We start from the raw sequence: 24,296 nt of genomic DNA on the forward strand, positions 1-24,296 counted from the left end.
GGCCCCTTGCTGTCTCTGTGCTGCCGGGATCAGCGGCGCGGCTTGCCGTCCAGGGTCAGCAGCGCGCCGTACAGCTCCGGCCGGCGGTCGCGGAACACGCCCCAGGAGGCGCGGGTGCGGGCCACCTCGTCCAGGTCGAAGGTGGCGGTCAGCACCGCCTCGCTCTCCCGGTCGGCCTCGGCGATCTTCTCCCCCTTCGGCCCGGCGATGAAGCTGGAGCCGTAGAAGGTGATGCCGCAGCTCTCCGCCTCCTCGCGCCCGATGCGGTTGCTGGCGACCAGCGGCATCAGGTTGGCGCCGGCATGGCCCTGCATGACGCGCTGCCAGTGGTCGCGGCTGTCGAGACCGGAATCCTGCGGCTCCGACCCGATGGCGGTCGGGTAGCAGAGGATTTCCGCCCCTTGCAGCGCCATGGAGCGCGCCGTCTCCGGGAACCACTGGTCCCAGCAGATCGCGGTGCCCAGCCGGGCATAGCGGGTGTGGTAGACCTGGAAGCCTGTGTCGCCGGGGCTGAAGTAGAACTTCTCCTGATAGCCCGGCCCGTCGGGGATATGGCTCTTGCGGTAGACGCCCAGGATCGTGCCGTCGGCGTCGATCATGGCGAGCGAGTTGTAGTAGGCGGTATTCGCCTGCTCGAAGAAGCTGACCGGCAGGACCACCCGAAGCTCCTTCGCCAGCCGGCTCATGCGCGTCAGGACCGGGTGGCCTTCCACCGGGGCGGCCAGCTCGAACAGCTCCGGCTTCTGGTCCTTGCAGAAGTAGGGCGTCTCGAACAGCTCCTGGAGAAGGATGATCTGCGCGCCCTTCCCATGGGCGCGGCGCACCATCTCCTCCGCCTTGTCCACATTGCCCTGGCGGTCCCAGCTGCAGGCGAACTGGGTGGCGGCCACGGTGACCTGACGCATCTCTAATCTCTCCCCCCGAATGATCACCGGCGAAGCGCCGGCTCACAGCCGCCCCAGATGGGGGCTGTGCCGGATGGGAAAATCCCATCCTTTGTGTCCTCTGACATTCGTATCACGCATGCCGCTCGGTGGTAGCCCGTCCGCTTGGATTTTCGCACTGTCGCCAATGCCGGGAGACAATTTTTGCGCTAGGATTTTGCCAAAGGCCGGAGATGAACCCGGACCTGGGCAGGGCGGTCACCACCAAGAATCCAGCTATAATAGGTGGTAATTCTTCTGTAGAGTGCGACCGGCGGCATGGTATGCCAGGGCCGGCGGTGCGGTTCGCCGGCCATGCCGGGCCGGATGGCCGGATTCCACCAAGTGCAGCATGGGTTCAATCGATGTCGGACAAGAGCGATCACCGTTCGGGACCTGATCGGATCGGCAATGGTCCGATCGGCAGGCGCAGGGTCGCCATCGGAACCTCGCTGGAAGAGGTGGGGTTCAGCCAGGTTCTGCGGGACCTGCACCGCGCCTTCGCGCGCGCTCTCCAGGAACGGATCGTTCCCCATGGCGTCAGCATGGGCCAGTGGTTCTTCCTCCGCGCCCTGTGGGAGGAGGATGGGCTCACACAGCGGGAGTTGAGCCAGCGGGTCGGCATGATGGAACCCACCACCGTGACCGCCTTGAACAGTATGGAGCGGCGCGGGCTGGTGGAGCGGTGCCGCAACACGCAGGACCGCCGCAAGGTCAACATCTATCTCACCCCGAAGGGCAAGGCGCTCCGTGACGTGTTGCAGCCCATGGCGGCGGAGGTGGAGCGGGTGGCGATCAGCCAGATTCCGTTGGAACTCCTTCCAACGCTCCGTGGCGCACTGGTCCAGATGATCGACAGCCTCGACGCCAACAACCCCGGTCACAATCCCTTCGGCGATCTGGACCTGGATTAAAACCGCCCGCCGGCCGCGTCAGCCATCGTTGAGGCTGAAAACGATAGGCAGTTCGATGGTGCTGCGGACTTCGGCCCCGCCTTCCTGTCCGGGAAGGAAGCGCCACTGCCGCACGGTTTCGAGCGCTGCATCGTCCAGCACGGACCAGCCGCTGCTTTCCACCAGGATCAGCTTTTCCGGCGTTCCGTCGGGAGCCACGGTCACCCGCACCACCGCCTCCCCCTGAAGGCCCAGCCGCTTCGCCGAATCGGGATAGAGCGGCGGGGGATTGTCGGGATGGCTGCGGGCAGCCACCGGCCGGCGTCCGGGCGCGGCATCCGCCTTCTGCAACGCCGATTCCAGATCGTACCCCTCCATCGCCGGAATGGGCGGCGGAAGGTCGGGCGCGCGCAGTCCCTGGGAACTGCTGGCGCTCAGGCGGGGCGGGCGGATGCGCACCGGCACGCCCGGCCAGCTATCCGCCAGCTCCGGCAGTCCCGGCCCGGTCATTCCCTGACCCGCCGCGCCCAACGTGGTCGGCAGCTCGATTCGCGGCAGCTCCGGCAGGGCCTGCCCCGCGCGCGCCGTTGCCGCCAGCTCTTCCGGCGGAACCAGCTCCACGGGAAGGGGGGCGGGTAGGCGTGCGGGCGACGGATTCAGGACCAGCGCGAGGGCAGACAGTCCGGCCAGATGCAGCACGGCCGAAACCAGAATGGCGCGGGCATCGCGGCGGGAGGCGTTCCGTCGGGATGCATCCGCCAGCGTCGCAGGCGCCGGCGCGTGCAGTTCCGCCGTCACCGCCCCGATCCGCGCGCCAGCGGCTCCCACGGCAGATGCACCGTCTCCCCGCTGTCCAGCCGGGCGGCGGCCATGCGGACGCCATAGACTTCTTCCAGCAGGCCGGGGCGCAGCACCTCGCCCGGCGGGCCATCGGCGGCCACGCGCCCCTGATGCAGCAGCGCCACGCGGCTGCAGAACCGCGCCGCCAGTGTGAGGTCGTGCAGAACCATCAAGACTCCGGTGCCCGCGGCAGCGCGGGCGCAGAGAACATCCATGACCTGCAATTGGTGATACGGGTCCAGCCCGGCAACCGGTTCATCGGCCAGAAGCAGCGCCGGCTCCGCCGCCAGCGCCCGCGCCAGCAGCACCCGCGCCCGCTCGCCGCCCGACAGGGTGGTGGCGGTGCGGGAGCGGAGGCTGGCCACGTCGCACAGCTCCATCGCCCGTTCGATGGCATGCGTGTCCGCATCGTCGGGCCGGCTCCACGGGCCGAGATGAGGAAGCCGGCCCAGGGCTACCAGCCGCTCCACCGTCAGCGGCCAATGGACCTCCGCGCCCTGGGCCAGATAGGCTAGGCGCTGGGCGCGGCGGTTGGCCGGGACCTTGTCCAAGGGTTGTCCGTCCAGCAGGACCTTGCCGCCGCGGGGCTGCGCCAGCCCGGCCATGCAGCGCAGCAGGCTGGATTTGCCGGCCCCGTTCGGACCGATCAACCCCACCAGTTCGCCGGGGCCGATGCGCAGCTCCACCCCGGCCAGCACCGTCCGGGAGCCATAGCCATGGGTTACGCCGATGGCGGCCAGCTCGCCCATCGTGACCATCACGCCATGCTCCGGCGGGTGCGCAGCACCAGCGCCAGGAAGAAGGGCGCGCCCAGCAGGGCCGTCACCACGCCCAGCTTCAGCTCCGGTCCCGGCCCGCCCAGCCGCACGGCGATATCGGCGGCCAGGATCAGCGCCGCCCCGCCCAGCGCCGACAGCGGCAGCAGGCGGGAGGGCTGGTGCCCCACCAGGGGGCGCAGGAGGTGCGGCACGATCAGGCCGATGAAGCCGATGGCCCCCGTTACCGCCACCGCGGCCCCCACGGCCAGCGCCGTGCCGACGATGACGAGCGCACCCGTCCGCCCCAGCTCGAATCCCATGGAGCGCGCCGTGTCCTCCCCCAGGCTCAGCGCGTCCAGCGCCCGGCCGGTGGTCAGCAGCATGGCGGCGCCCGCCAGCATGAAGGGCGCGGAGACCAGGACATGCTGCATGCTGCGGTCGGCGAGGGAGCCCAGCATCCAGAACACGATTTCCGCCAGGGCGAAGGGGTTGGGGGAAAGGGACAGTGCCAGGGAGGTCAGCGCCCCGGCCAGGCTGCTCACGGCGACGCCGGCCAGGATCAGGGTCAGCACGCCGGCGTCCCGCCCGGCCAGCGCGTAGATCAGCGCCACCGCAACCAGCGCTCCGGCGATGCCGCCGATAGGCAGAGCCAGCGGCACTACAAGGGACCAGCCGCTGTAGAAGGCGATCACCGCCCCCAGTGCCGCCGTGGCGGACACGCCGATCAGTCCCGGCTCGGCCAGGGGATTGCGCAGCAGCCCCTGCAAGGCCGCACCTGACAGGCCCAGCACCCCGCCCACCGCCAAGCCCAGCAGGGCGCGCGGCAGGCGGATTTCAGCGAAGATGACAGCGGCCGTGCTGTCCCCGCCGGCCCACCAGTCGGCCAGGGCGGTGCCCAACGATACGGCGCTCGGACCGATAGCCAGGGAGCCGATGAACAGCAGGCCGACCAGAAGCGCCATGGCCGGGAAGATCAGACGTCCGGCCATGCTCATGGCGACCGTTCCGGAGCCTGCGCGACCTGAGGCGCTGCCCGTTGCAGCAGCCGTGCGCGCGCCTCGGCCAGCAGGGTCACGGCATCCGCCGTGAACGGCCCGCCGCAGGTCCAGAGGCTTCCTGGAACCTGCGGCCGCGCCTCCGGTCCCACGCTGCGGGCCAGCGCCGGGTGGGCCAGCAGCCGGCCGGACAGGGACGGATAGCCGTCCGGGTCCGTATCGGCCACCAGCAGGTCGGGCGGGCTGGCGGCCACCGTCTCCACCGGCAGATAGCCGTAGCCGATCAGGCCCTGACCAGCGGCGTAGTTCTCCAGTCCCGCCGCCTGCATGACCGCATCCGACAGCGTGCCGGACCCAGCAGTGAAGCCGCCGGGCGCGAAGGTCAGGGCGCTGGGCCGGGCGGCATCCGAAGGTGCGGCGGCGGCCAGCTTCGCCTCCATCTCCTTCAGCAGCTCCTCGCCGCGCTCCGGGACGCCGAGGGCGGCGGCAATTTCACGGGTCTGGGTGCGGATGTCGTCGAAGTTGGAGATCAGGCCCAGCTCCAGCACCGGCACGCCGCGCGCCTTCAGCAACGCGACCGTGGGCCGGGTGGTGAAGCTGCCGGCCAGGACCAGATCGGGGGCCAGCTCCAGCACTTCCTCCGCCATGCCCTGGACGACGGGCAGGTCCCGAGCCAGACCGGCCACATGGGACAGCCCCTCGTCACGGGACAGGAAGGACAGGGCGGCGATCCGCTCCGGCGGGAGCAGCAGCGCCGCCAACTGGTCGGTACAGAGATTGAGGGAGACGACGCGCCGCGGCGTCTCCCCCGTCACTTGTGGGCGGTCGGACGCCATGCCGGCGGACGCCGAAAGCCCCCCAGGAGCAGCGCTGCCGCCATCATGCCCGCCGCCCGCCGCATCAGAACCGCGCCCTGACGCCGGCCAGCACGCCGCGGTCGGGCTGGGCGAAGCCGTTCGGGTTCTCGATGGCGCGGTCTGCCAGGTTCGTGGCCCTGGCATAAAGCTCCACATCGTCCAGCACGGCATAGGTCACGGCCAGATTGACCAGCCAGTAGCCGCCAACGCCCTGATTGCCCAGGAAGCTGCCGTCATCGCCATAGACGACATCCTGCCGCTGGCCCACGAACTGCGCCTCCGGCGACAGGGACAGGCCCTCCACCGGGGTGAAGCGGCCGAGCAGGCTGATGGCGTTCTCCGGCCGGCGGGCCAGACGGGCGCCGGTGCGCCCATCACGGGCGTCGGTCCAGGTCCAGGAGGCGCGCAGCTCCGCCCAGTCGGTAGGGCGCAGCTCCAGGCTGGCTTCCACGCCCTCCACCTCCGCCTCGTCGATGTTGATGGAGCTGTTGCTGACGAAGTCGTACTGGATCAGATCGTCGACATCATTGGCGAACCAGGTGATGCCCAGCGTGGCGAAATCCGCCCGGCCGGCGGCGGCCAGATCGGTCTCGACCCCGGCTTCCCAGCCAAAGCTCTCCTCGGCTTCCAGGTCGGGATTGCCCTGATAGCCGAAATTATTCACGCCGTAGCGGTCATACAGGCCGGGGGCCTTGTAGGCGGTGCCGACGGCGGCGGTCAGCCGGCTGTTCAACTCCGGCACCTCCACCACGCCGCCCAGCCGCCAAGTGGTGCGGCTGCCGTAATCGTCCGGTCGGTCGTGGCGCAGCCCGGCGGTCAGGTTCAGGCGGCCGGCGACACGGGCCTGCGCATGGGCGAACAGGGCGACGCCGTCGGCCTCCGCATCCACCTGCTGGGTGAAGGGGCCGAACTCCGACTCCTGCCGCGTGTCCAGCTCCACTGTCTCATGCACATAGCTGGCGCCGGCCACCAGGACGGCATCGCGCAGCACCGGCAGGCCGGGCAGAGCGTAGCTGTTCTGCCAGTCCACGCTGGTGCGGGCGCCTTCGAACCGGTCATTGCTGCTGCCGCCGTCCACGGCATCGGGGGCGTTGGTGAAGCGGCGGTCATAGATGCTCTGCCCCACCGCGAGGCGGGAGGTCAGCGCGCCGGCCAGCAGGTCCAGCTCACCGGCCGTCTGCCAGCTCAACTGCTCCGCCCTTGCTTGGGAGTTCGGGTCGTCCAGCGGAACATTGTCGATGTCCGCATCCGACTCGCGCCAGCGGACCAGCCCCTCCAACCGGGCGGCGTCCAGCCGGTACACGGCCTTGGCGATGGCGGTGAGGTTGTCGAACCCGTTCTCCTCCCCATCGCCGCCGGTCAGCCGGTCCGGCGTGGCGTTGTCGCCATCGGTGGTGAAGCCCTGCAGGCTGAGGCCGTAATCCAGCCGGCCCATGGTGCCGAACAGGCCGGCCGTGCCGCGCTTGGTCCCGTCGGTGCCCAGTCCGAGGTCGATCTCCGCCACCGCCGGCCGGTCGGCCCCGGCGCGGGTGATCAGGTTGATGACGCCGCCGATGGCGTTGGAACCGTAGAGCGTGCTGGCCGGGCCGCGCACCACCTCGATCCGTTGCAGGCCGCCCAGCACGTCGTCACCGAAATTGTAGGCGCCGGCAGCCAGGGACGGATCGTTGACCGGAAGCCCGTCCAGCAGGACCAGCACATGGTCGCTGTTGGTGCCGCGCAGGAAGACGGAGGTGTTGGCACCGGGACCGCCGCTGCTCACCACGCTGGCGCCGGGCAAAAGGCGCAGGGCGTCGGGCAGGGTCTGCCAGCCGCTGGCCTCGATCTCGGCGCGGGTGACGAGGCTGATGCCCGCCGGCAGGCGGCTGACCGGCGTGCGGACGCGGGTGGCGGTGATCACCATCTCCTCCACCTCGCTCGAGGACTGCGCGACAGCCGGCAGGGGAAGGATTGGAAGGGCGAGGGCGAGGCCCAGGGGGAACAGTTTTGCTTTGGTCATCATGTCAGGACAGGCGGCCGGACGGCGCCTGGACAGGGCCGGCCGGCGGTTTGCGGACGGGCCGCCGCGGACACGCGGCCGTCCGGAGCGCGGGGCCGGCCTTGGCCGGACCCGGTGCCTCACCGGACTGATCGTCAGAGGATGCGTCATGCGCCCTCCGTCCACGGCAACCCTACGGGCACGTCACCGCAAACGGAAAACCGTTCCACCGGTGCAACCCCGCCCGATGGCCGCGTGACGCATGACGCCGGCAGGTCTCCTGGCTCTCGGGTCTTTGTCGGCCGCCCGGCCTTCCCAGTCCGCCGCCCCTTTCGCCGACATGGCGCGGAGGCGGGTTTCCAGTGGCATCCGCGGGGATGGACCCCGGGGGGCGGCCGGCTCACCGATCACAGTTGCGGGGGCAGCCGCGGCGTAGGCCCGGTTGGAACCGGGCCGCACACGCGTTCCCTTTTCACCCTGTCGTGGGGACCGACGCTAGGGCCACTCTATTCCTGGCGGAACCGCCGCCGCAAGCGCCGCCGACCGCTGCGGGCGCACAGGGCAGCCGTGCAATCTGATACTTGGGTACCATGGCGGCGGCGCCGGAAGGCAGGTAGCCTGAAGCCGTCATGATGGGATCGACGGACAGACCAAGGCTCGGAATCACGGGAAGTGCCGGTACTGGCAAGACCACGCTCGCCGGGAGATTGGCGCAAACGCTGGAACTGCCGCTGCTGCCAGAGGCGATGCGCGCCATGCTGGAGGCGGGATTCGATCTCCACAGCCTGACACGGGCGGAGCACCGGTCGTTGCTGCGCGGCCATGCCGATGCGCTGGCGCGCGATCTCGCCCGTACCGATGGCGGTCTGGTCAGCGACCGCACCCCCCTGGATTTCGTGGCGTTCTGGCTGTCCAACGGATACGGGGTGGAGGACCCCGATGGGACGGAGGCGCTGTTGGTCCGTGCTGTCGCCGCCATGGCGGAATATTCGCTGGTGATCGTCCTGCCCTGGGGGCGCCCCATCCCCGCCGACGGGGTGCGCAGCGCCAATCCCTGGCACCAGCTTCATTTCCAGGCGATCATGGAAGGGCTGTGCCGCCGCTGGATTCCGGCGGACCGGCTGCTGATCCTGCCGGACGGCGATGCCGCCGGGCCGGAGGAGCGCTGCGGCATGCTGCTTGAGCGGGTCGGGAGAGGCTGACGCCCAGCCGTCAGTCCTCGTCTGGGTCGTCGGGGGCGGGAAGCGAAGCGCCCATGGTCACGGCCCCGTCCAGATCGGCCCCGGTCAGATTGGCATCGACCAGAACCGCATCGGTCAGGTCCGCCCCGCGCAGGTCGGCCCCGGACAGGTTGGCGTCGCGCATCACGGCCCCCTTGAGGCTGGCCTGCTGCAGGACCACGCCGCTCAGATTCGCCGGCCATCTGCGGCCGGTGGGCTTGCCGTCAGGTCCCTTGATGTCCACCGACCCGACCCGCGCCTGATCCAGGCAGGCGCCCGCCATGTCGCAGCCGCGGAGGTTCGTGCCGTCCAGCGTGGCCCTGCTGAGGTCCGCATGCTTCAGCACCGCATTGGCGAAGTCGGCCATGACCAGCAGCGCCTCCGACAGCTTGGCCCCGGTCAGGTTGGCCCCCTTCAGACTGGCCCCGCCCAGATTGACCCGCGTCAGGTCGATATGGGCCAGATCCTGACCATCCAGATTGGCGCGTTCGCCCTTGGCCCCATTGGACTCGATCCAGACCTTGTGCTGGGCCAGCATATCCTGCACCGATTCGGAGAAGCTGTCGGCGGACCGGGTGAAATTGGCCCCCGCAATGTCAACTCCGCCGAGGTCCACGCCTTCCAGATTGGCGCCGTGAAGGTCCGCGCCCCGTAGCACCGCGCCGCTCAGCACGGCGCCGGCCAGATTGGCGTTGCGTAGGCTGGCCCCGGTCAGATTGGCCTGGACCAGACTGACTCCCCGCATGTCGGAGCCGGCCAGATTGGCGTTCTTCATGTTGGCGCGGGCGAAGTTGCAGCCGGTGAGCTGTGCCCCGGCGCAGTCGGCGCCCACCAGAGTGCTGTCCGTCAGGTCGGCGCCGGCCAGGTTGGCATTGGAAAGCTGGGCCTCATCCATATCCACGCCGGCCATGTCCGACGGCTGCACCCGCATCTGGGTGGGCGTCCGGCGGTCCAACAGCGCGCCGCCGCGAAGATCGGCCCCGCGCAGGATCGCCCCCTTCAGCCGCGCGCCGCGGAGATGCGCCCCGCGGAGGTCGGCGCCGGTGAGGTCGCATTTCACCAGGACGGCCCGGTTCAGACGTGCGGCGAACAGGTCGGCGAGACTGAGATTGGCGCCGGTGAAATCGCAATCCGAAAGATTCGCCCCGGATAGTTTCGCGGATTGAAGATTTGCACCTGCAAAGCTGTGGCCTTGCAGGTCTGCCAGCGCCATCATGGCGCGCGCGCCGCCCGTCAGTCGCTTTAGCCAGCGCTCATGCTTCTGAATGATGTTGATCAAGTCATGAGGCGTCATGAAAAACCGCTAGACTGGAGGGCGGGCGGAACCATGCCGCCAGAATAGTTATGACCCGATTACACGTTTGGGGAAAGCGCTTCTATCCGTTCGGGTAGGGCAATCATGCGAGGGAGCAGACCGTGGAAGAAAACCGCACGGAAACGAAGCACATCGTCAATGCCTACGACACCGAGCTGCGGACATTGCATGCGTTGATCTCCCGCATGGGCGCAACGACGGCGGAGCAGCTGGCAGACGCCATCACGGCAATTGTAGACCGCGACGCCGATGTTGCCGCCCGGGTGATGCAGCGGGATGAGCTGGTCGATCAACTCGAACGGGAGGTGGAGGCCCACACGCTGCGGCTGTTGGCCCTTCGCCAGCCTATGGCCCGCGACCTGCGCGAAGTGATCGCGGCGTTGCGCATCTCCAACAATCTGGAGCGGGTCGGGGATTTCGCGGCCAATGTGGCGAAGCGGGCCCTGGCGCTGAATTCCCTGCCGGAAGTCACGCTGGCCCGCTCGCTGAGGCCGATCGGGCGGATCGCCTGCGAGATGATCCATGACATCATGCGGGCCTACGATGCCGATGACATCAAACTGGCCATGGCGGTGCGTGATCGCGACCAGGAGCTGGACCGCGCCTACACTTCCCTGTTCCGCGAGCTGCTGACCTACATGATGGAGACGCCGCAGCGGATCACCTCCTGCACCCATCTCCTGTTCGCGGCCAAGAATCTGGAGCGGATCGGCGACCACGCCACCAACATCGCCGAAACCCTCTGCTTCCGGATCAGCGGACGCCTGCCGGATGAGGAAAGGGAGAAGGGGGATCTCTCCGCCTTCGAGGTGGTGAAGCCGGGCGAACTGCCGGCCAACGGCGCCGGGGCGTAAGCGCGGCCCGGAACCCGTCAGCACCGCGCGCCGTTCCCTACCCGGTCGAGGCAGGAGGAACGGCGCGCATGATGATCACAGACCTTATCCGCGAGGACCATCTGGCGGCGCGCGACCTGCTGGGGGTGATCGGCAACAGTCCCCAACAGGCGCATGAGGAACGGGCCGACGGGTTCGCGCGTCTGGCTGCCCTCTGGGCGATACATGGAAACATGATGACCGCCGCTGTGCATCCGGTGCTGGGGGCCACCCAGGCATGGCCCGATCCGGTCGCGGCCACGACGGAGCTGCAGCAGGAGGTGGAAACCCTCGCCGGCGATCTGGCCCGCCGGGAGGATCGGCACGACGCCTCCTGGCGCGGAGAGTACGAGCATCTCCGCGACACGTTCGAGCGTCAGGTGCAGGTGGAGCAGACGGACCTGATCCCGCTTCTTCTGGAACTGCCGCCCGAGCAGATCGCCAAGGCAACGGAAACGGCACGAAGCAGCCGGGCTGGCGGCTGAGGATCAGCCCGCCGTGAAGATGAGGGTGCCGAGCGCCCAGAGGAACAATCCGACCACGATCGCGATGGCGGCGAGCGCACCCCAGTGCAACGCCTCGTCCGCCTCCCTGTGGGCGTGGTCGCCATGGGTCAGGTCCGGAGGCATGCCGTGCAGGGCGTCGTCCGGCGTCGGCCGGATCGGCTCCGCCCCTGTGGTGATGGGCGGAGCGGCGGCAGTGCCGGTCTGCTCCGGCGGGCGGCGCAGCTCCGCCCCTTCCGCGCGCTCGATGGGGGTGGCGGCGGCGTGATCCAGCGGAGCGTCGCGCTGGTCCGGCGGAGCCTGTCGCTGGTCCATGGATGGGATGATCGGTTGCTGCGGGGTGGTGGCCATTCGCGCCATCCTCTCTTTTTCTGGGTTCGGGTGGCCGTCCGGGACGTCCGCTCCGTCTAAACCTTCCCAGCCCCCGCCCGGTTCCAGACGTCGCCATCGAGAAGCCGGGTGGAACCTGCCGTCCCTCCGCCTGTGCATCCCGCCGTCCTCTCCAGGCGGCGGGCGGCGGCAGCCAGCCTGCCAGCCGATTATGCCTGGCGAAGGGCGGCCGACCGGGTCACGCCCTCCGACCGGTTCTCCAGGTCGCTGGGCCCCATCTCGCAGATTTTGTGCCGCGCCGCGGCCAGCGCCAGCCTGACATCCGCCCGGTCATGCTCCTCCTCGGCCGCCCGCAGGCAGGCTGCGGCTGTCATCTCCGCGTGCTTCATCAGGCTGTCCCGCTGCTCCGCCGTGCGGATATGCTCGGCCAGCCGGGCGATGGAGCCCAGCAGGTGGATCGCCATGGCGGGCTTTGCCGCGCCCGCCTGCCGGATCTGGTTGAAGGCCGCATCGAAGATGCCGTCGAAGCCGGTCCGCTTCGCCACGATCCGGATTGTGCCTTGCTCGTCCTTATAGGTGATGCCGGGCAGTTGCCGGCCCATGAGCCGGGACAGCGCACCGCGCAGCCGGTCGACCACCGCCATGGCCGTATTGGGGTCGTTGATGCCGGGCGATAAAGCGCGCAGGGCGATGTCCACCATATGGCGGATCGGAAACTCCAGATCCTGCGTGGGCGTCCTCTGGTCGCCGATCAGGACGTGCTTCTGGATGAGCGTCTCAAGCTCCGGGGTCAGCCGGTCCGGCGGGGAAACCTGCGCCAGCCAGCCATGCCGGCACATGAAGGCGCCGGCCCGGTAGTCCAGCCGGATCACCACGTCGGCCTCGCAGGCGGACTTGGCCAGATCGCCATACTCCACGGCCTGAACGTAGCCCTCCTCGGTGGAGCGGACGATGGCGAAATCCCGGAACAGCTCATCGGGGACCTTGTCCTCTCCCTGGCCCACGGTTGACGGGGCGCCGTTGGCGATGGGGAGGCCCTTGATGCCGCTCTCCAGCTCCGCAGAGACCCGCTCGATGACATTGTCCGCCACGACCAGCCGGGCCACGACGCTGAGGAACAGCAGCATGACCACGAGGCAGATCAGGGCAAGCAGCAGCGCCACCGCAACCGTGATCTGCGGCACCTCCGCCGCCGGCATGTCTTTCTGCACCGTGCGGAGCGCCAGCAGACCGTAGACGACGGTCATGGTGAAGACGCCGAGTGAGAGCTGGGTGCGGGGGTCGCTGGTGTAGGTTCGAACAAGGCGGGAGCCGAACTGGTTGGCGGCCAGCGACAGGACCACCATGGTGATGGAGAACATCACGCCGGCCAGTGTGATGAGCGAGCTCACCAGCGCCGTCAGCAGGTTGCGGGCATCGTCCCCGCTGCCGGCGGTCAGCAGCACATGGCGGGGCAGGTCCTCAGGAACAAGGATCGAGTCCAGGCTGTAGGCGCCCCACCAGAGCAGCGCGGCAACGATGCTCAGCCCGACCGGCGCCGGCCATAGGCTGGTGCGCAGGCTTTCTCTCAACGCGGACAGCTTGCTCAGCATGATTCTGGACGACCCTTCGAATGGCCCGACTGGGAACAGCGGCCGGGCTGGGCCATTCCGTGACGGCCCGCGCACCGCGCCTGTTGGAACAGGATCAACAGCGCAAAGGCTGATCATGGATCTGCTGAATTATCGGACGCTCGACGGGAACGACTGCTTCATCAATCCGCGCCGGGTGACCCTGGTGGTCGCACAGGGAACGGGGTGCCGCATCCATCTCGGCGCAGCCGATCATTTCGTCGAGGTGGATGTTCCAGCCGACCGCGTCGCCGCCGAGGTCGGTGACGGCGCGGAACCGCCGGCTCCCGCGGACCCGACGCTGAATCTGCTGTCGTGACAGCCGGCAGAAGTGCGGCTGCCGGAATGGGACGAACATAGCGGTCCGTTGTTGGACCGAATCCTGGCGATGATCGGACCAAGCCATGCCGGAACAGCGCACAGCGGACCTCGTGCTCGAGGCCCGCACCCCCTACGGCCAGCATTGGAGCTGCAATGAACTGCCGGGACGGGTACGGGAGTTGTACGATCCCGACTGGCTGCTCAGCCCCGGGGACGTGATCACCGTGCATGAGGCCAGAACCGGTCGGAAGCTGTACCTGCTCCGCGTGTCGGAGCGGGAGGGGTCCTACGCCCACTTGACGAGACTGAGCCGCCGATGACCGTAAATCCTTCCCTGACAACCGGTTCCTCCGAGGGGCAGGATGTAACTGCCGGAACGGGCGCGAGAGCGGACGTGACGCCGGCGCCGGTGGACGACCGGCCGCATGTGGTGATCATTGGCGGCGGCTTCGGCGGCATTGCCGCGGCCGCGGCGCTGGGCGGAACCCGGGCCCGGGTCACGGTGGTGGACCGCCGCAACCATCATCTGTTCGTGCCGCTGCTCTATCAGGTCGCCAGCGCCGCCCTGTCCCCGGCGGATATCGCCGAGCCGATCCGGAAGATCCTGTCGCGCCACCGCAACATCGACGTTGTGCTGGGGGAGGTGACTGGGATCGATGCCGCCGCCAGGGAGGTGAAGCTGGCCGGCGGCGGGGCCGCGTTGCGCTATGATCGGCTGATCATCGCCACCGGCTCCACCTACAGCTATTTCGGCCATGACGACTGGGCCACCCATGCCCCCGGCCTGAAGACGGTGGAGGATGCGCGTACCCTGCGCGCCAGGCTGCTGCTGTCCTTCGAGCAGGCGGAAACCTGCGACGATCCGGTGGAGCAGCAGCGGCTGCTCACCGTCGTCATCGTCGGCGGCGGCCCAACCGGCGTGGAAATGGCCGGGGCGGTGGCGGAGCTGGCGCGCTATACCCTGGCGCGCGACTTCCGCCGGATCGACCCGGCCAAGACCCGCATCCTGCTGGTGGAGGCGGGACCCCGCATCCTCGCCTCCTTCCCCGAAGACCTGTCGGCCTATTCCCACGACGCGCTGAAGAAGAAGGGCGTCGAAATCCTTCTGAACAAGGCGGTGCAGGAGGTGCGGGCGGACGGGGTCGTGGTCGCCGGGGAGTTCATCCCGGCCTCCACCATCGTCTGGGGGGCGGGCGTTGCGGCCAGCCCGGCCGGACGCTGGCTGGGGGTCGAGATCGACCGCGCCGGACGCATCAAGGTCAACCCCGACCTGTCCGTTCCCGGGCTGGATGGTGTCTATGCCCTGGGCGACACCACGCTGACGCTGGGGGAGGACGGGAAGCCGCTCCCCGGCCTGGCCCAGGTCGCCAAACAGCAGGGCGATCATCTGGGCAAGGCGCTGGCCCGCAACCTGACGGATGGGGCGCCGCTTCCGCCCTTCAGGTTCCACAACCGCGGCAACACCGCCATCGTGGGGCGCAACGCCGCCGTCTTCGACTTCGGCAAGCGCAAGCTGACCGGATGGATGGCCTGGGTCCTCTGGGCCATCATCCATGTCTATCTGCTGGTGGGGTTCGAAAAGCGGCTGCTGGTCACCATCCAGTGGCTCTGGCGCTATGCCACCTACCAGCGTGGAGCGCGCCTCATCACGGATGTGGAGATCATCCGCCGGCCGAGGCGCAACCCTGCTCCCGTGCGGGATAGCTGATCCGGACGGTGCAAGCCGACAGGCACGGTGGTAAAGGAAGCCTGCGGTCCCTGGTGCGGGGCCGCACGGCCGGGCGGCGGAGCGCGTCAGTCCGGGCGGCCCCGTGACCGGAATCTGTGACCGATCCCATGTCGACACCGCCGCGCGCCGCCTTGGCCCTGTTCGCGCCGGGGCTCTTCGTGCTGTTGTGGAGCACGGGCTTCATCGGCGGCAAGCTCGGCCTGCCCTATGCCGAACCGCTCACCTTCCTGCTGATCCGGATGGTGCTGACGGCGCTGCTGCTCGGGGCCGTGGCGCTTGTCCTGCGTGCGCCCTGGCCGCGGACAGCGGGGGAGGCGGGGCGGATCGCGCTGGCCGGCCTGCTGGTCCATGGCACCTATCTCGGCGGAGTATTCAGCGCCATCTCGCAGGGGCTCCCCGCCGGAACCGTGGCCCTGATCGTCGGGCTGCAGCCGCTTCTGACCGCCATCGCGGCCGGCCCGCTGTTGGGGGAGCGGCTGACCGGGCGGCAGTGGACGGGGTTCGCGCTCGGCCTCGTCGGCGTGGCGCTGGTGGTCTGGGAAAAGCTGGCCCTGCGCTCCGGCCTGGGCTGGGCGCTGGCCCTGGCCGTGGTGGCCCTGCTCGGAATCACGGCAGGCACGCTCTATCAGAAGCGCCATTGCGCCGGCATGGACCTGCGCAGCGGCACCGCCATCCAGTACGCCGCGTCCGCCCTGTTGTTCGCCATCCTGGCACCGCTGACGGAGACCATGCAGGTGCGGTGGACGGGAGAGTTCGTCTTCGCTCTCGGCTGGCTCTGCCTCGTCCTTTCCGTCGGCGCGGTCTTCCTGCTCTATTTTCTGATCCGGCAGGGCGCGGCGTCGCGGGTCGCCAGCCTGTTCTATCTCACCCCGCCCACCACGGCCCTGATGGCCTGGGCCCTGTTCGGGGAGACGCTGGGCTGGCTGGCGCTTGCCGGGATGGGGGTGACTGCGGCCGGGGTGGCGCTGGTGCTTAAACGCTGAATCGGGAAGCAGGGCTGCTGCTGGTCAGGAACCCATATGCGCAGTAGGGTGTTCTCGGCAGACCCACCCCGCGCGCACGGCGTGTCACCTCGACAGGAGCCCTTCCTTGAGCACCGGACTTATCGCTCTGCTGGACGACGTGGTCGGTCTGGCGAAGGTCGCCGCGGCATCCCTGGACGATGCGGCCGGGCAGGCGGCAAGGGCGGGGGTCAAGGCGGCCGGCGTGGTGGTCGACGATGCCGCGGTGACGCCGCGCTATGTGGTGGGCTTCGCGGCCAGCCGCGAACTGCCGATCATCGCCCGGATCGCGATGGGCTCGCTCAAGAACAAGCTCATCTTCCTTCTTCCCGCGGCCTTGCTGCTCAGCCTTTTCGCCCCCTGGGCGATCACGCCGCTGCTCATGCTGGGCGGCGCCTTCCTTTGTTATGAGGGCGCGGAGAAGGTTTATGAGGCCTTCTGGCCGCATGCGGAGGTGCACGGCGCCGGCGGCAAAGTGGCGGAATCGCCTGCCGACGCACAGGCGCTGGAGGAAGAGAAGATCAGCAGCGCCATCAAGACCGACTTCATCCTGTCGGCCGAGATCATGGCCATCACCCTGTCCACCGTGGCGGAGGAGTCATCCTCCTTCTGGAATCAGGCGCTGATACTGGCGCTCGTGGGCACTCTCATCACCTTGGTCGTGTATGGCGCCGTGGCCCTGATCGTGAAGGCGGACGATGTCGGCATCGCCCTGGCCACCAACGAGGCGCCGGCCTCCAGCATCCTCGGGCTGCGCAGCGTCGGGACGGCCCAGCCGGGCGGGGCCGACCGGGGACTACGGCCGGTCACCAAGGCCATCGGCCGGGGGCTGGTGAAGGGCATGCCCGTGTTCCTGAAGCTACTCAGTGTGGTCGGCATGGCCGCGATGCTCTGGGTCGGAGGCGGCATCATCATCCATGGCCTGGAAGGCTACGGGGTGCCGGCCATCGGACATGCCATCCACCATGTGGCCGAAGTGGTGGCGCATGCCGTTCCGGCCATTGCCGGCGTCCTGGAATGGCTGGTCACCGCGGCGCTGTCCGGCCTTTTCGGCCTGGTTCTGGGCGCGCTGCTGATCCCGCTGGTCCACAAGGTGCTGCAGCCGGCGATGGGCATGGCCAAGCATTAGGTCCAGAGCGATCAGGATTTCCGAATCGTCGTGGCCGGCCACGATCGGCTCTGGACACTGCGCGGTCACCGCAGGATCAAGTTCCTGGCGGCCGACTGGCCGGCAGATCGTCCAAGACCCGACAATCTGGACAGTGGCCGGAAGAAGCACGCCATCAATCAACCGGGACGGCGGGCCGAGCACCATCGCTTGGATCCGCCCCGCCAGCCCGCAGCCGCTGCGGCGCGACCCTTGTGCCACGCCGCACGACCATCACCGCTGGCTTGAAACGGCCGATGAGCACGGGGCGGATATCCTCCGCCCGCCCGTCAAGGGAACCACTTCGAGACACATGCTCCCTTCGCCGGATCGCGGCTCGAGCTTTCCGACGCGGTGGCGCGTGCCGGGCGACCGCTGGATGCCGCCGCGCTGGCCCGATTCGGCCTGCGTCCCGGCCATGTGACCCGACATCTTCTGGGAGCCGTGGAGGCAGCGTGCCATGATCCGGGGGAATGGTGCCGGCTGTCAGGATTGAACTGACGACCTACCGCTTACAAGGCGGTTGCTCTACCGCTGAGCTAAGCCGGCGCCGGGAGCCCGTCCGTCGCATATGGAGGCGGGACGGGCGGCAGACTAGCGCCGCCGGGCCACCTCGTAAAGCGCTACGGCCGCGGCATTGGACACATTCAGGCTTCCAACCGGTCCGCCGGTCGGCAGGCGGGCGATCTCGTCGCACCGTTCCGCCGTCAGCCGGCGGATGCCTTCGCCCTCCGAGCCCAGCACCAGCGCGACATGGCCGGCCAGCTCCAGCTCATGCAGCGCCCGCTCCCCCGATTCGGCCAGCCCGACGCACCAGAAGTTCGCCTCCCGCAGGTCGGTGATGGCGCGGGCCAGATTCGTGACCCGCACCAGGGGCACGGCCTCGACAGCGCCGGACGCCGTCTTGGCCAGCACGCCGGTGACCGGCGGCGCATGCCGGTCCTGTACGACCACTGCCATCGCCCCGAACGCCGCGGCGGACCGCATGACGGCACCGACATTGTGCGGGTCGGTCACCTGGTCCAGGATCACCACCAGCGCGCCGCCTTCCGCGGCCTCTGCGCGGGCGATCACGTCCTCCAGATCCAGCTCGGGCAGGGGGCCGCAATCCAGGGCGGCGCCCTGATGTACGGCGCCGGCCGCCAGCAGGCGGTCCAGCTGGTCACGGTCGGCGACGGTCGGCTCCGGACGGTCCAGCCCGAGCTCTTCTGCCCGGGCCAGGGCGGGCGTCAACGATTCGAGCGCGCCTTCCGTTACGAACAGGGCGCGCACCTGGCGCTCGGGATTGACCAGCGCCGCAGCGACCGGGTGCAGCCCGTAAAGCAGATTCGCACGCGAGGCGGAGGCCTGCAGCCCTGGCTTGGAGGGCGCGGTCTTCTGCGCCGGCTGCGTCGCGCCAGCCCCGCGCGCCGGGCGGTCGGCGTCGCGCTGCGGCTTTCCGGCACCCCGTGCGGATGCGTCTGCGGAGGAGGGGCGCTTGGGGCCGCCCTGCGCCGCGGCCGCGGTGCGCCGGTCGCGGGATTGCTGGCCCTTGGGGGGCTGTCGGGTGTTCTTCATGCGCGTCATCCTTGCCCAAGGCGAGGCGTCCCGCCAGATGTTTCGTCGCCGATACGGATATGTGAAATTGGCGTTGACATGGCGTCCGCAATCCGCATATTGCGCATCTCCGTTCCGGCCACGGTCGGAGCGCGGTCCCACGGAAGGGTGGCCGAGTGGTTAAAGGCAGCAGACTGTAAATCTGCCCGCGTTAGCGTACGCTGGTTCGAATCCAGCCCCTTCCACCAATTACGGCGTGCCCCGGAGACGGGGCGCGCCGTTTACCGCGCGCGGTGACGTCCCTGTCCGGGGCTGGCCGCGACGGACCGGGTCCGGCGGTGCCGGGTCCGGAACTAGATCCGGTTACAGGTCCACGCGAGTGGGCCGCCTCCGACTTGGGAAGACACTAGGCGGGTGTAGCTCAATGGTAGAGCAGAAGCCTTCCAAGCTTACGACGGGGGTTCGATTCCCCTCACCCGCTCCAAGATTCTAGGTCGGCGCGTCATCGTCGGAACTTCCGGGTCGACGGAACACTGTCAGGCAAGGGCGAACACAGCTATGGCGAAGGCGAAATTCGAGCGGACCAAGCCGCACTGCAACATTGGCACGATTGGCCATGTTGACCACGGCAAGACGTCGCTGACGGCGGCGATCACGAAGATTCTGGCGGAGACGGGCGGGGCGACCTTCACGGCGTACGACCAGATCGACAAGGCGCCGGAAGAGAAGGCGCGCGGGATCACGATCTCCACGGCGCATGTGGAATACGAGACGCAGAACCGTCACTACGCCCACGTGGACTGCCCGGGCCACGCCGACTACGTGAAGAACATGATCACGGGCGCGGCGCAGATGGACGGCGCCATCCTGGTGTGCTCGGCGGCCGACGGCCCGATGCCGCAGACGCGCGAGCACATTCTTCTGGCCCGTCAGGTCGGCGTGCCGGCGCTGGTGGTGTTCCTGAACAAGATGGACATGGCCGATCCGGACCTGGTGGAGCTGGTCGAGCTCGAGGTTCGCGAGCTGCTCTCCTCCTACGGCTTCCCGGGCGACGACATCCCGGTGATCAAGGGCTCGGCCCTGGCCGCGCTGGAGGACAGCGACAAGGCGCTCGGCCATGACGCCATCCTGGAGCTGATGCGCAACGTGGATGAGTACATCCCGCAGCCGGAGCGTCCGAAGGACAAGCCGTTTCTGATGCCGATCGAGGACGTGTTCTCGATCTCGGGCCGCGGCACGGTGGTGACCGGCCGCGTTGAGCGCGGCATCGTCAAGGTTGGCGAGGAAATCGAGATCGTCGGCATCAAGGCCACCGTGAAGACCACGGTGACCGGCGTCGAGATGTTCCGCAAGCTGCTCGACCAGGGCGAGGCCGGCGACAACATCGGCGCGCTGCTGCGCGGCACCAAGCGCGAGGATGTGGAGCGCGGTCAGGTTCTGGCCAAGCCGGGCTCGATCACCCCGCACACGGAGTTCGAGGCCGAGACCTACATCCTGACCAAGGAAGAGGGCGGCCGCCACACCCCGTTCTTCGCCAACTACCGTCCGCAGTTCTACTTCCGCACGACCGACGTGACGGGCACGGTGGAGCTGCCGGAAGGCACCGAGATGGTGATGCCGGGCGACAACATCCGCCTGAAGGTGAAGCTGATCGCCCCGATCGCCATGGATGAAGGTCTTCGCTTCGCCATTCGCGAGGGCGGCCGCACCGTCGGCGCCGGCGTCGTCTCCAAGATCGACAAGTAAGAAATGCGGTGGCCCGCGGGGAGGTTCTGCCTCCTCGCGGTGATCCGCGCATAGCCGGGATGCCGGACCTGCGCCGGCATCCTATTTTTCACTTTGCATTTGATACGGGAATTCGTTACAAGGCGCGCTCGCTCATGCGGGGCGCCGGCAGGGCACCATAGGAGTGTAGCTCAATTGGTAGAGCACCGGTCTCCAAAACCGGGGGCTGGGGGTTCGAGCCCCTCCACTCCTGCCACTTCGTGCGACTGCCATACGATCCCCGCGATGTGAAGCGACATTTGACCCGAGAGTGATGGCTGAAGCCGCCATGGCGAAGACCAGTCCTGCCGAATTCATGCGCGAAGTGCGGCGTGAGGTCACCAAGGTGACCTGGCCCACCCGTAAGGAGACAACGGTCTCGACCGCCATGGTGTTCATCATGGTGGCGTTGGCATCCGTGTTTTTCCTGCTGGTCGATCAGATCGTCGGCTTCGGAATCCGCATGGTTCTCGGGATCGGAGGCTGAAGGTCATGCCGGCGCGCTGGTACGTAGTCCACGTCTATTCCGGGTTCGAGAAGAAGGTTGCGCAAGCCATCCGTGAGAAGGCTGCGCAGAAGGGCCTGGACGAGAAGTTCCACGAAATCCTGGTTCCGACCGAGGAAGTCGTGGAAGTGCGCCGCGGCGCGAAGGTCAATTCCGAGCGCAAGTTCTTCCCCGGCTACGTGCTGGTGAAGATGGACCTCGAGGATGAGACTTGGCACCTCGTGAAGAACACGCCCAAGGTCACGGACTTCCTCGGCGGCGGCGGAAAGCCGCAGCCGATCTCGGAGGCCGAGGCCATGCGCATCATGAACCAGGTGCAGGAAGGCATCGAGCGTCCGAAGCCCTCCATCCAGTTCGAGATCGGCGAGCAGGTCCGGGTCACCGACGGCCCCTTCACCAGCTTCACCGGTCTCATCGAGGAAGTCGACGAGGACAAGGCGCGGGTCAAGGTGGCGGTGTCCATCTTCGGCCGGGCGACGCCCGTCGAGCTCGAATACACCCAGGTCGAGAAGGTCTGAGGTACACGAGGTTCCGCCGCGGCAGGGGAGACCCCGCCGCGGCGGTAAAGCGCGTGGGAGGCCGGGCCCTGCAAGTCCATGGGCAGCCGCACCACGCACCCAGTGGTTCCGACGCCCTGGAACAAGCGGCGCCGGTACCCCAACTGAGGACAGGTCATGGCAAAGAAGATTGTCGGTTACATCAAACTCCAGGTTCCGGCTGGCAAGGCCAACCCGTCGCCGCCGATCGGCCCGGCGCTGGGTCAGCGCGGCCTGAACATCATGGAGTTCGTGAAGCAGTTCAACGCGCGCACTGCCCAGATGGAGCAGGGCATGCCGGTGCCGGTCGTGATCACCGCCTACGGTGACCGTACCTTCACCTTCGTCACCAAGACCCCGCCGGTCACCTACTTCCTGAAGAAGGCCGCCGGCATCGACAAGGGGAGCGCGACCGTCGGCAAGTCCGCCACGATCGGCAAGGTGACCATGGCCCAGGTTCGTCAGATCGCCGAGCAGAAGATGCAGGATCTGAACGCCAACGACGTGGAAGCCGCGTCCCGCATGATTGTCGGGTCCGCGCGTTCCATGGGCCTCGAAGTGGTGGAGGGCTGAACCCATGGCCAAGATCGGTAAGCGCCTGAAGAAGGCCGTCGCGTCCGTCGACCGCAACAAGTTCTACGCGCTGGATGAGGCGGTGAAGACCGTCAAGACCAACGCCACCGCCAAGTTCGACGAAACCGTCGAGATCGCGCTGAACCTGGGCATCGATCCCCGCCACGCCGACCAGCAGGTCCGCGGCATGGTGCAGCTGCCCAACGGCACCGGCAAGACCGTGCGCGTGGCCGTGTTCGCCCGCGCCGGCAAGGCCGACGAGGCACTCGCCGCCGGCGCCGACCTGGTCGGTGCGGATGATCTGGCCGAGCGCATCCAGGCCGGCGAGATCAACTTCGACCGCTGCATCGCCACCCCGGACATGATGGGCGTGGTCGGGCGTCTCGGTAAGATCCTCGGGCCCCGCGGCCTGATGCCGAACCCGAAGCTGGGTACCGTGACTCCGGACGTCGCCGGGGCCGTGAAGGCCGCGAAGGGCGGCTCGGTCGAGTTCCGCGCCGAGAAGACCGGCATCGTGCATGCCGGCGTCGGCAAGGCCAGCTTCTCCGAGGAGCAGATCCTGGAGAACGTGCGTGCCTTCGTCGGCGCCATCAACCGCGCGAAGCCGACGGGCGCCAAGGGCACCTACATCGAGAAGGTCTCGCTCAGCTCCACCATGGGGCCGGGCCTGAAGCTCGACGTGCCGGCGCTGGTCGCCGCCCTGCAGGGCTGACGCCCTCAGGTGACATGAATTTCCCCGTGGGTCCGGCGACGGTCCCGCGGGGCGGTCCTCCAAGGGAGCGGTCCGGCAACGGCCCGCTCCGGCGGAGGTCCACCCTGTCCGAGACTGCAGGTGCCGCGATGGCACTGTCCACCGGCCGGAGCGATCCGGAGCGGCGGTCACCCGGAGCGGCTTAATCGGCCGCCTGCATAGACGGGAGCGAGCGAAACATTGAGTCAGGCTCGGGGCGGGCAGCCGCATCGGCCTGGATGTGATGGGTAGTCGCTTCTGGGACAGGTGAACCCGGATCCGTTTCTCCCCGGCAGTTCGGGGCAGGGCGGGTCCATTGCGTGAACCGGGAAGTCCGGCAGAATTGCCGGCCTGTCCCAGTTTTGGAGGCGAACCGTGGACCGTACACAGAAGGAAGCGACGGTCGCGGCCCTGAATGCCGAGTTGCAGGCGGCAGCCCTCATCGTCGTGACCGAGCAGTCGGGAATGACGGTGGCGGAAGTGACCGACCTGCGCCGCCGCATGCGGGCTGCGGGTGCCAGCTTCAAAGTGACCAAGAACACGCTCGCCGCCCTCGCCCTGAAGGGTACGCAGTTCGAGAACACCGAGGCCATGTTCAAGGGCCCCACCGCGATCGCCTGGTCCAAGGACCCGGTCGCGGCGGCCAAGGTGGCCACCGAGTACGCCAAGGCCAATGACAAGTTCAAGGTCATCGGCGGCGGCCTCGGCGCGCAGCTTCTGGACACCCAGGGGGTCGAAGCCCTGTCCAAGCTGCCGTCGCTGGACGAACTGCGCGCATCGCTGCTCGGCATGATCAAGACGCCTGCGACCCGTATCGCCGGCATCTTGCAGCAGCCGGGTGGTCAGGTTGCCCGCGTGTTGGCGGCCTATGCCAAGAAGGACGAGGCGGCCTGAGCCGCATCAGACGACACAACATACTGAGTTCCCTAGGAGACCATCATGTCCAAGCTTGATCAGCTGGTTGAAGACCTGTCCAACCTGACCGTCATCGAGGCCGCCGAGCTCTCGAAGATGCTTGAGGAGAAGTGGGGCGTTTCCGCCGCCGCTCCGGTCGCCATGGCTGCCGCCCCGGCCGCCGGCGGTGCGGGCGCTGCCGCTGCCCCGGCCGAGGAGCAGACCGAGTTCACGGTCATCCTCGTCGATGGCGGCGACAAGAAGATCAACGTCATTAAGGAAGTCCGTGCGATCACCAACCTGGGCCTGAAGGAGGCCAAGGACCTGGTCGAGGGCGCCCCGAAGACGGTGAAGGAAAGCGCCACGAAGGACGAAGCTGCGAAGATCAAGAAGCAGCTTGAAGACGCCGGCGCGAAGGTCGAAGTTAAGTAAGACGGCTTTGGCCGACGACCTAGCGCATACCGAC

The 24,296-nt window shown here is 68.3% G+C and carries 26 protein-coding genes, 4 tRNA genes and 1 riboswitch; of the genes, 19 read left to right on the forward strand and 11 right to left on the reverse strand.

Features of this window, described 5'->3' with window-relative positions; all coding sequences use genetic code 11:
- Positions 1–29 precede the first annotated feature (29 nt).
- Positions 30–905 carry an N-carbamoylputrescine amidase gene (gene aguB / locus DOL89_RS01700; protein WP_119677595.1) on the reverse strand — a complete coding sequence of 292 codons (876 nt, stop codon included), beginning with the start codon at positions 903–905 and terminating at the stop codon, positions 30–32.
- A 383-nt stretch (positions 906–1,288) separates the two neighbouring features.
- On the opposite strand from aguB, the gene DOL89_RS01705 reads away from it, so the two are divergent.
- Positions 1,289–1,837 (forward strand): MarR family winged helix-turn-helix transcriptional regulator, encoded by a 549-nt coding sequence (locus tag DOL89_RS01705; protein WP_119677596.1) that lies wholly within the window; start codon positions 1,289–1,291, stop codon positions 1,835–1,837.
- 18 nt (positions 1,838–1,855) lie between these two features.
- On the opposite strand, the gene DOL89_RS01710 is transcribed toward DOL89_RS01705, so the two are convergent.
- From DOL89_RS01710 to DOL89_RS01730, 5 genes are all read right to left on the reverse strand, one after another.
- The gene (locus tag DOL89_RS01710) at positions 1,856–2,644 is read right to left on the reverse strand and encodes an energy transducer TonB (RefSeq protein WP_119677597.1); all 789 of its coding nucleotides are present in this window, start codon (positions 2,642–2,644) and stop codon (positions 1,856–1,858) included.
- Entirely contained in the window at positions 2,611–3,414 is an 804-nt protein-coding gene (locus DOL89_RS01715) for an ABC transporter ATP-binding protein (protein ID WP_119677598.1), read from the reverse strand. The genes DOL89_RS01710 and DOL89_RS01715 overlap by 34 nt, the downstream gene beginning before the upstream one ends.
- Positions 3,414–4,409: a FecCD family ABC transporter permease gene (locus tag DOL89_RS01720; RefSeq protein WP_162937269.1), complete on the reverse strand. Its 996-nt coding sequence runs from the start codon at positions 4,407–4,409 to the stop codon at positions 3,414–3,416. The genes DOL89_RS01715 and DOL89_RS01720 overlap by 1 nt, the downstream gene beginning before the upstream one ends.
- Complete coding sequence (locus tag DOL89_RS01725) at positions 4,406–5,245, reverse strand: ABC transporter substrate-binding protein (protein ID WP_162937270.1); 840 nt, start codon at positions 5,243–5,245, stop codon at positions 4,406–4,408. Before DOL89_RS01725 ends, DOL89_RS01720 begins: the two co-directional genes overlap by 4 nt.
- A 64-nt stretch (positions 5,246–5,309) precedes the next feature.
- Positions 5,310–7,268: a TonB-dependent receptor plug domain-containing protein gene (locus DOL89_RS01730; protein WP_205574617.1), complete on the reverse strand. Its 1,959-nt coding sequence runs from the start codon at positions 7,266–7,268 to the stop codon at positions 5,310–5,312.
- Positions 7,269–7,497: 229 nt separating this feature from the next.
- Positions 7,498–7,753: riboswitch (cobalamin riboswitch) on the reverse strand.
- Between the two features lie 120 nt (positions 7,754–7,873).
- Here DOL89_RS01730 and DOL89_RS01735 point away from each other — a divergent pair.
- Complete coding sequence (locus DOL89_RS01735; RefSeq protein ID WP_119677601.1) at positions 7,874–8,446, forward strand: ATP/GTP-binding protein; 573 nt, start codon at positions 7,874–7,876, stop codon at positions 8,444–8,446.
- A 10-nt stretch (positions 8,447–8,456) separates the two neighbouring features.
- On the opposite strand, the gene DOL89_RS01740 is transcribed toward DOL89_RS01735, so the two are convergent.
- Positions 8,457–9,758 (reverse strand): pentapeptide repeat-containing protein, encoded by a 1,302-nt coding sequence (locus tag DOL89_RS01740; RefSeq protein WP_119677602.1) that lies wholly within the window; start codon positions 9,756–9,758, stop codon positions 8,457–8,459.
- Positions 9,759–9,880: 122 nt separating this feature from the next.
- Here DOL89_RS01740 and phoU point away from each other — a divergent pair, with 122 nt between their 5' ends.
- On the forward strand, positions 9,881–10,633 hold the full coding sequence (gene phoU / locus DOL89_RS01745; protein WP_225889856.1) for a phosphate signaling complex protein PhoU: 753 nt from the start codon (positions 9,881–9,883) through the stop codon (positions 10,631–10,633).
- A 68-nt stretch (positions 10,634–10,701) separates the two neighbouring features.
- Complete coding sequence (locus tag DOL89_RS01750; protein ID WP_119677603.1) at positions 10,702–11,136, forward strand: hemerythrin domain-containing protein; 435 nt, start codon at positions 10,702–10,704, stop codon at positions 11,134–11,136.
- A gap of 3 nt (positions 11,137–11,139) precedes the next feature.
- Here DOL89_RS01750 and DOL89_RS01755 read toward each other — a convergent pair whose 3' ends face one another.
- Together DOL89_RS01755 and DOL89_RS01760 are read right to left on the reverse strand one after the other, a co-directional pair.
- Entirely contained in the window at positions 11,140–11,505 is a 366-nt protein-coding gene (locus tag DOL89_RS01755) for a hypothetical protein (RefSeq protein WP_119677604.1), read from the reverse strand.
- Between the two features lie 188 nt (positions 11,506–11,693).
- Complete coding sequence (locus DOL89_RS01760; RefSeq protein ID WP_162937272.1) at positions 11,694–13,076, reverse strand: DUF2254 domain-containing protein; 1,383 nt, start codon at positions 13,074–13,076, stop codon at positions 11,694–11,696.
- 115 nt (positions 13,077–13,191) lie between these two features.
- Between DOL89_RS01760 and DOL89_RS01765 the strand changes: the two genes are divergently transcribed.
- From DOL89_RS01765 to DOL89_RS01785, 5 genes are all read left to right on the forward strand, one after another.
- The gene (locus DOL89_RS01765) at positions 13,192–13,413 is read left to right on the forward strand and encodes a hypothetical protein (protein ID WP_119677606.1); all 222 of its coding nucleotides are present in this window, start codon (positions 13,192–13,194) and stop codon (positions 13,411–13,413) included.
- Positions 13,414–13,498: 85 nt separating this feature from the next.
- Entirely contained in the window at positions 13,499–13,735 is a 237-nt protein-coding gene (locus DOL89_RS01770; protein WP_119677607.1) for a hypothetical protein, read from the forward strand.
- On the forward strand, positions 13,732–15,123 hold the full coding sequence (locus tag DOL89_RS01775) for an NAD(P)/FAD-dependent oxidoreductase (protein WP_119677608.1): 1,392 nt from the start codon (positions 13,732–13,734) through the stop codon (positions 15,121–15,123). Before DOL89_RS01770 ends, DOL89_RS01775 begins: the two co-directional genes overlap by 4 nt.
- 128 nt (positions 15,124–15,251) lie before the next feature.
- The gene (locus DOL89_RS01780) at positions 15,252–16,127 is read left to right on the forward strand and encodes a DMT family transporter (RefSeq protein ID WP_119677609.1); all 876 of its coding nucleotides are present in this window, start codon (positions 15,252–15,254) and stop codon (positions 16,125–16,127) included.
- Between the two features lie 106 nt (positions 16,128–16,233).
- Positions 16,234–17,274 carry a DUF808 domain-containing protein gene (locus DOL89_RS01785; RefSeq protein WP_119677610.1) on the forward strand — a complete coding sequence of 347 codons (1,041 nt, stop codon included), beginning with the start codon at positions 16,234–16,236 and terminating at the stop codon, positions 17,272–17,274.
- A gap of 492 nt (positions 17,275–17,766) precedes the next feature.
- Here the strand turns inward: DOL89_RS01785 and DOL89_RS01790 are convergent.
- Both DOL89_RS01790 and rlmB read right to left on the reverse strand, forming a co-directional pair.
- A tRNA-Thr gene (locus DOL89_RS01790) sits at positions 17,767–17,841 on the reverse strand.
- A gap of 45 nt (positions 17,842–17,886) precedes the next feature.
- Positions 17,887–18,849, reverse strand: a complete 963-nt coding sequence (gene rlmB, locus DOL89_RS01795) for a 23S rRNA (guanosine(2251)-2'-O)-methyltransferase RlmB (RefSeq protein WP_119677611.1) — start codon at positions 18,847–18,849, stop codon at positions 17,887–17,889.
- A gap of 141 nt (positions 18,850–18,990) precedes the next feature.
- Here rlmB and DOL89_RS01800 point away from each other — a divergent pair.
- The 10 genes from DOL89_RS01800 to rplL all read left to right on the forward strand — a co-directional run bounded on the left by DOL89_RS01800 (position 18,991) and on the right by rplL (position 24,262).
- Positions 18,991–19,076: transfer RNA gene (locus DOL89_RS01800), tRNA-Tyr, on the forward strand.
- Between the two features lie 162 nt (positions 19,077–19,238).
- A tRNA-Gly gene (locus DOL89_RS01805) sits at positions 19,239–19,312 on the forward strand.
- 74 nt (positions 19,313–19,386) lie between these two features.
- A complete protein-coding gene (gene tuf, locus DOL89_RS01810; protein ID WP_119677612.1) occupies positions 19,387–20,574 on the forward strand; it encodes an elongation factor Tu in 1,188 nt (395 codons plus the stop codon).
- 159 nt (positions 20,575–20,733) lie between these two features.
- Positions 20,734–20,809, forward strand: a tRNA-Trp gene (locus DOL89_RS01815).
- 72 nt (positions 20,810–20,881) lie between these two features.
- Positions 20,882–21,079: a preprotein translocase subunit SecE gene (secE, locus tag DOL89_RS01820; protein ID WP_119677613.1), complete on the forward strand. Its 198-nt coding sequence runs from the start codon at positions 20,882–20,884 to the stop codon at positions 21,077–21,079.
- Between the two features lie 5 nt (positions 21,080–21,084).
- Positions 21,085–21,615, forward strand: a complete 531-nt coding sequence (gene nusG / locus DOL89_RS01825) for a transcription termination/antitermination protein NusG (RefSeq protein ID WP_119677614.1) — start codon at positions 21,085–21,087, stop codon at positions 21,613–21,615.
- A gap of 156 nt (positions 21,616–21,771) precedes the next feature.
- The gene (rplK, locus tag DOL89_RS01830) at positions 21,772–22,206 is read left to right on the forward strand and encodes a 50S ribosomal protein L11 (RefSeq protein ID WP_119677615.1); all 435 of its coding nucleotides are present in this window, start codon (positions 21,772–21,774) and stop codon (positions 22,204–22,206) included.
- Between the two features lie 4 nt (positions 22,207–22,210).
- Positions 22,211–22,918, forward strand: a complete 708-nt coding sequence (gene rplA / locus DOL89_RS01835; protein WP_119677616.1) for a 50S ribosomal protein L1 — start codon at positions 22,211–22,213, stop codon at positions 22,916–22,918.
- A 393-nt stretch (positions 22,919–23,311) separates the two neighbouring features.
- Positions 23,312–23,830 carry a 50S ribosomal protein L10 gene (gene rplJ / locus DOL89_RS01840; RefSeq protein WP_119677617.1) on the forward strand — a complete coding sequence of 173 codons (519 nt, stop codon included), beginning with the start codon at positions 23,312–23,314 and terminating at the stop codon, positions 23,828–23,830.
- A gap of 45 nt (positions 23,831–23,875) precedes the next feature.
- The gene (gene rplL / locus DOL89_RS01845) at positions 23,876–24,262 is read left to right on the forward strand and encodes a 50S ribosomal protein L7/L12 (protein ID WP_119677618.1); all 387 of its coding nucleotides are present in this window, start codon (positions 23,876–23,878) and stop codon (positions 24,260–24,262) included.
- The last annotated feature ends 34 nt before the right edge of the window (positions 24,263–24,296 follow it).

It is taken from the genome of Indioceanicola profundi, assembly GCF_003568845.1.
Lineage (GTDB): Bacteria > Pseudomonadota > Alphaproteobacteria > Azospirillales > Azospirillaceae > Indioceanicola > Indioceanicola profundi.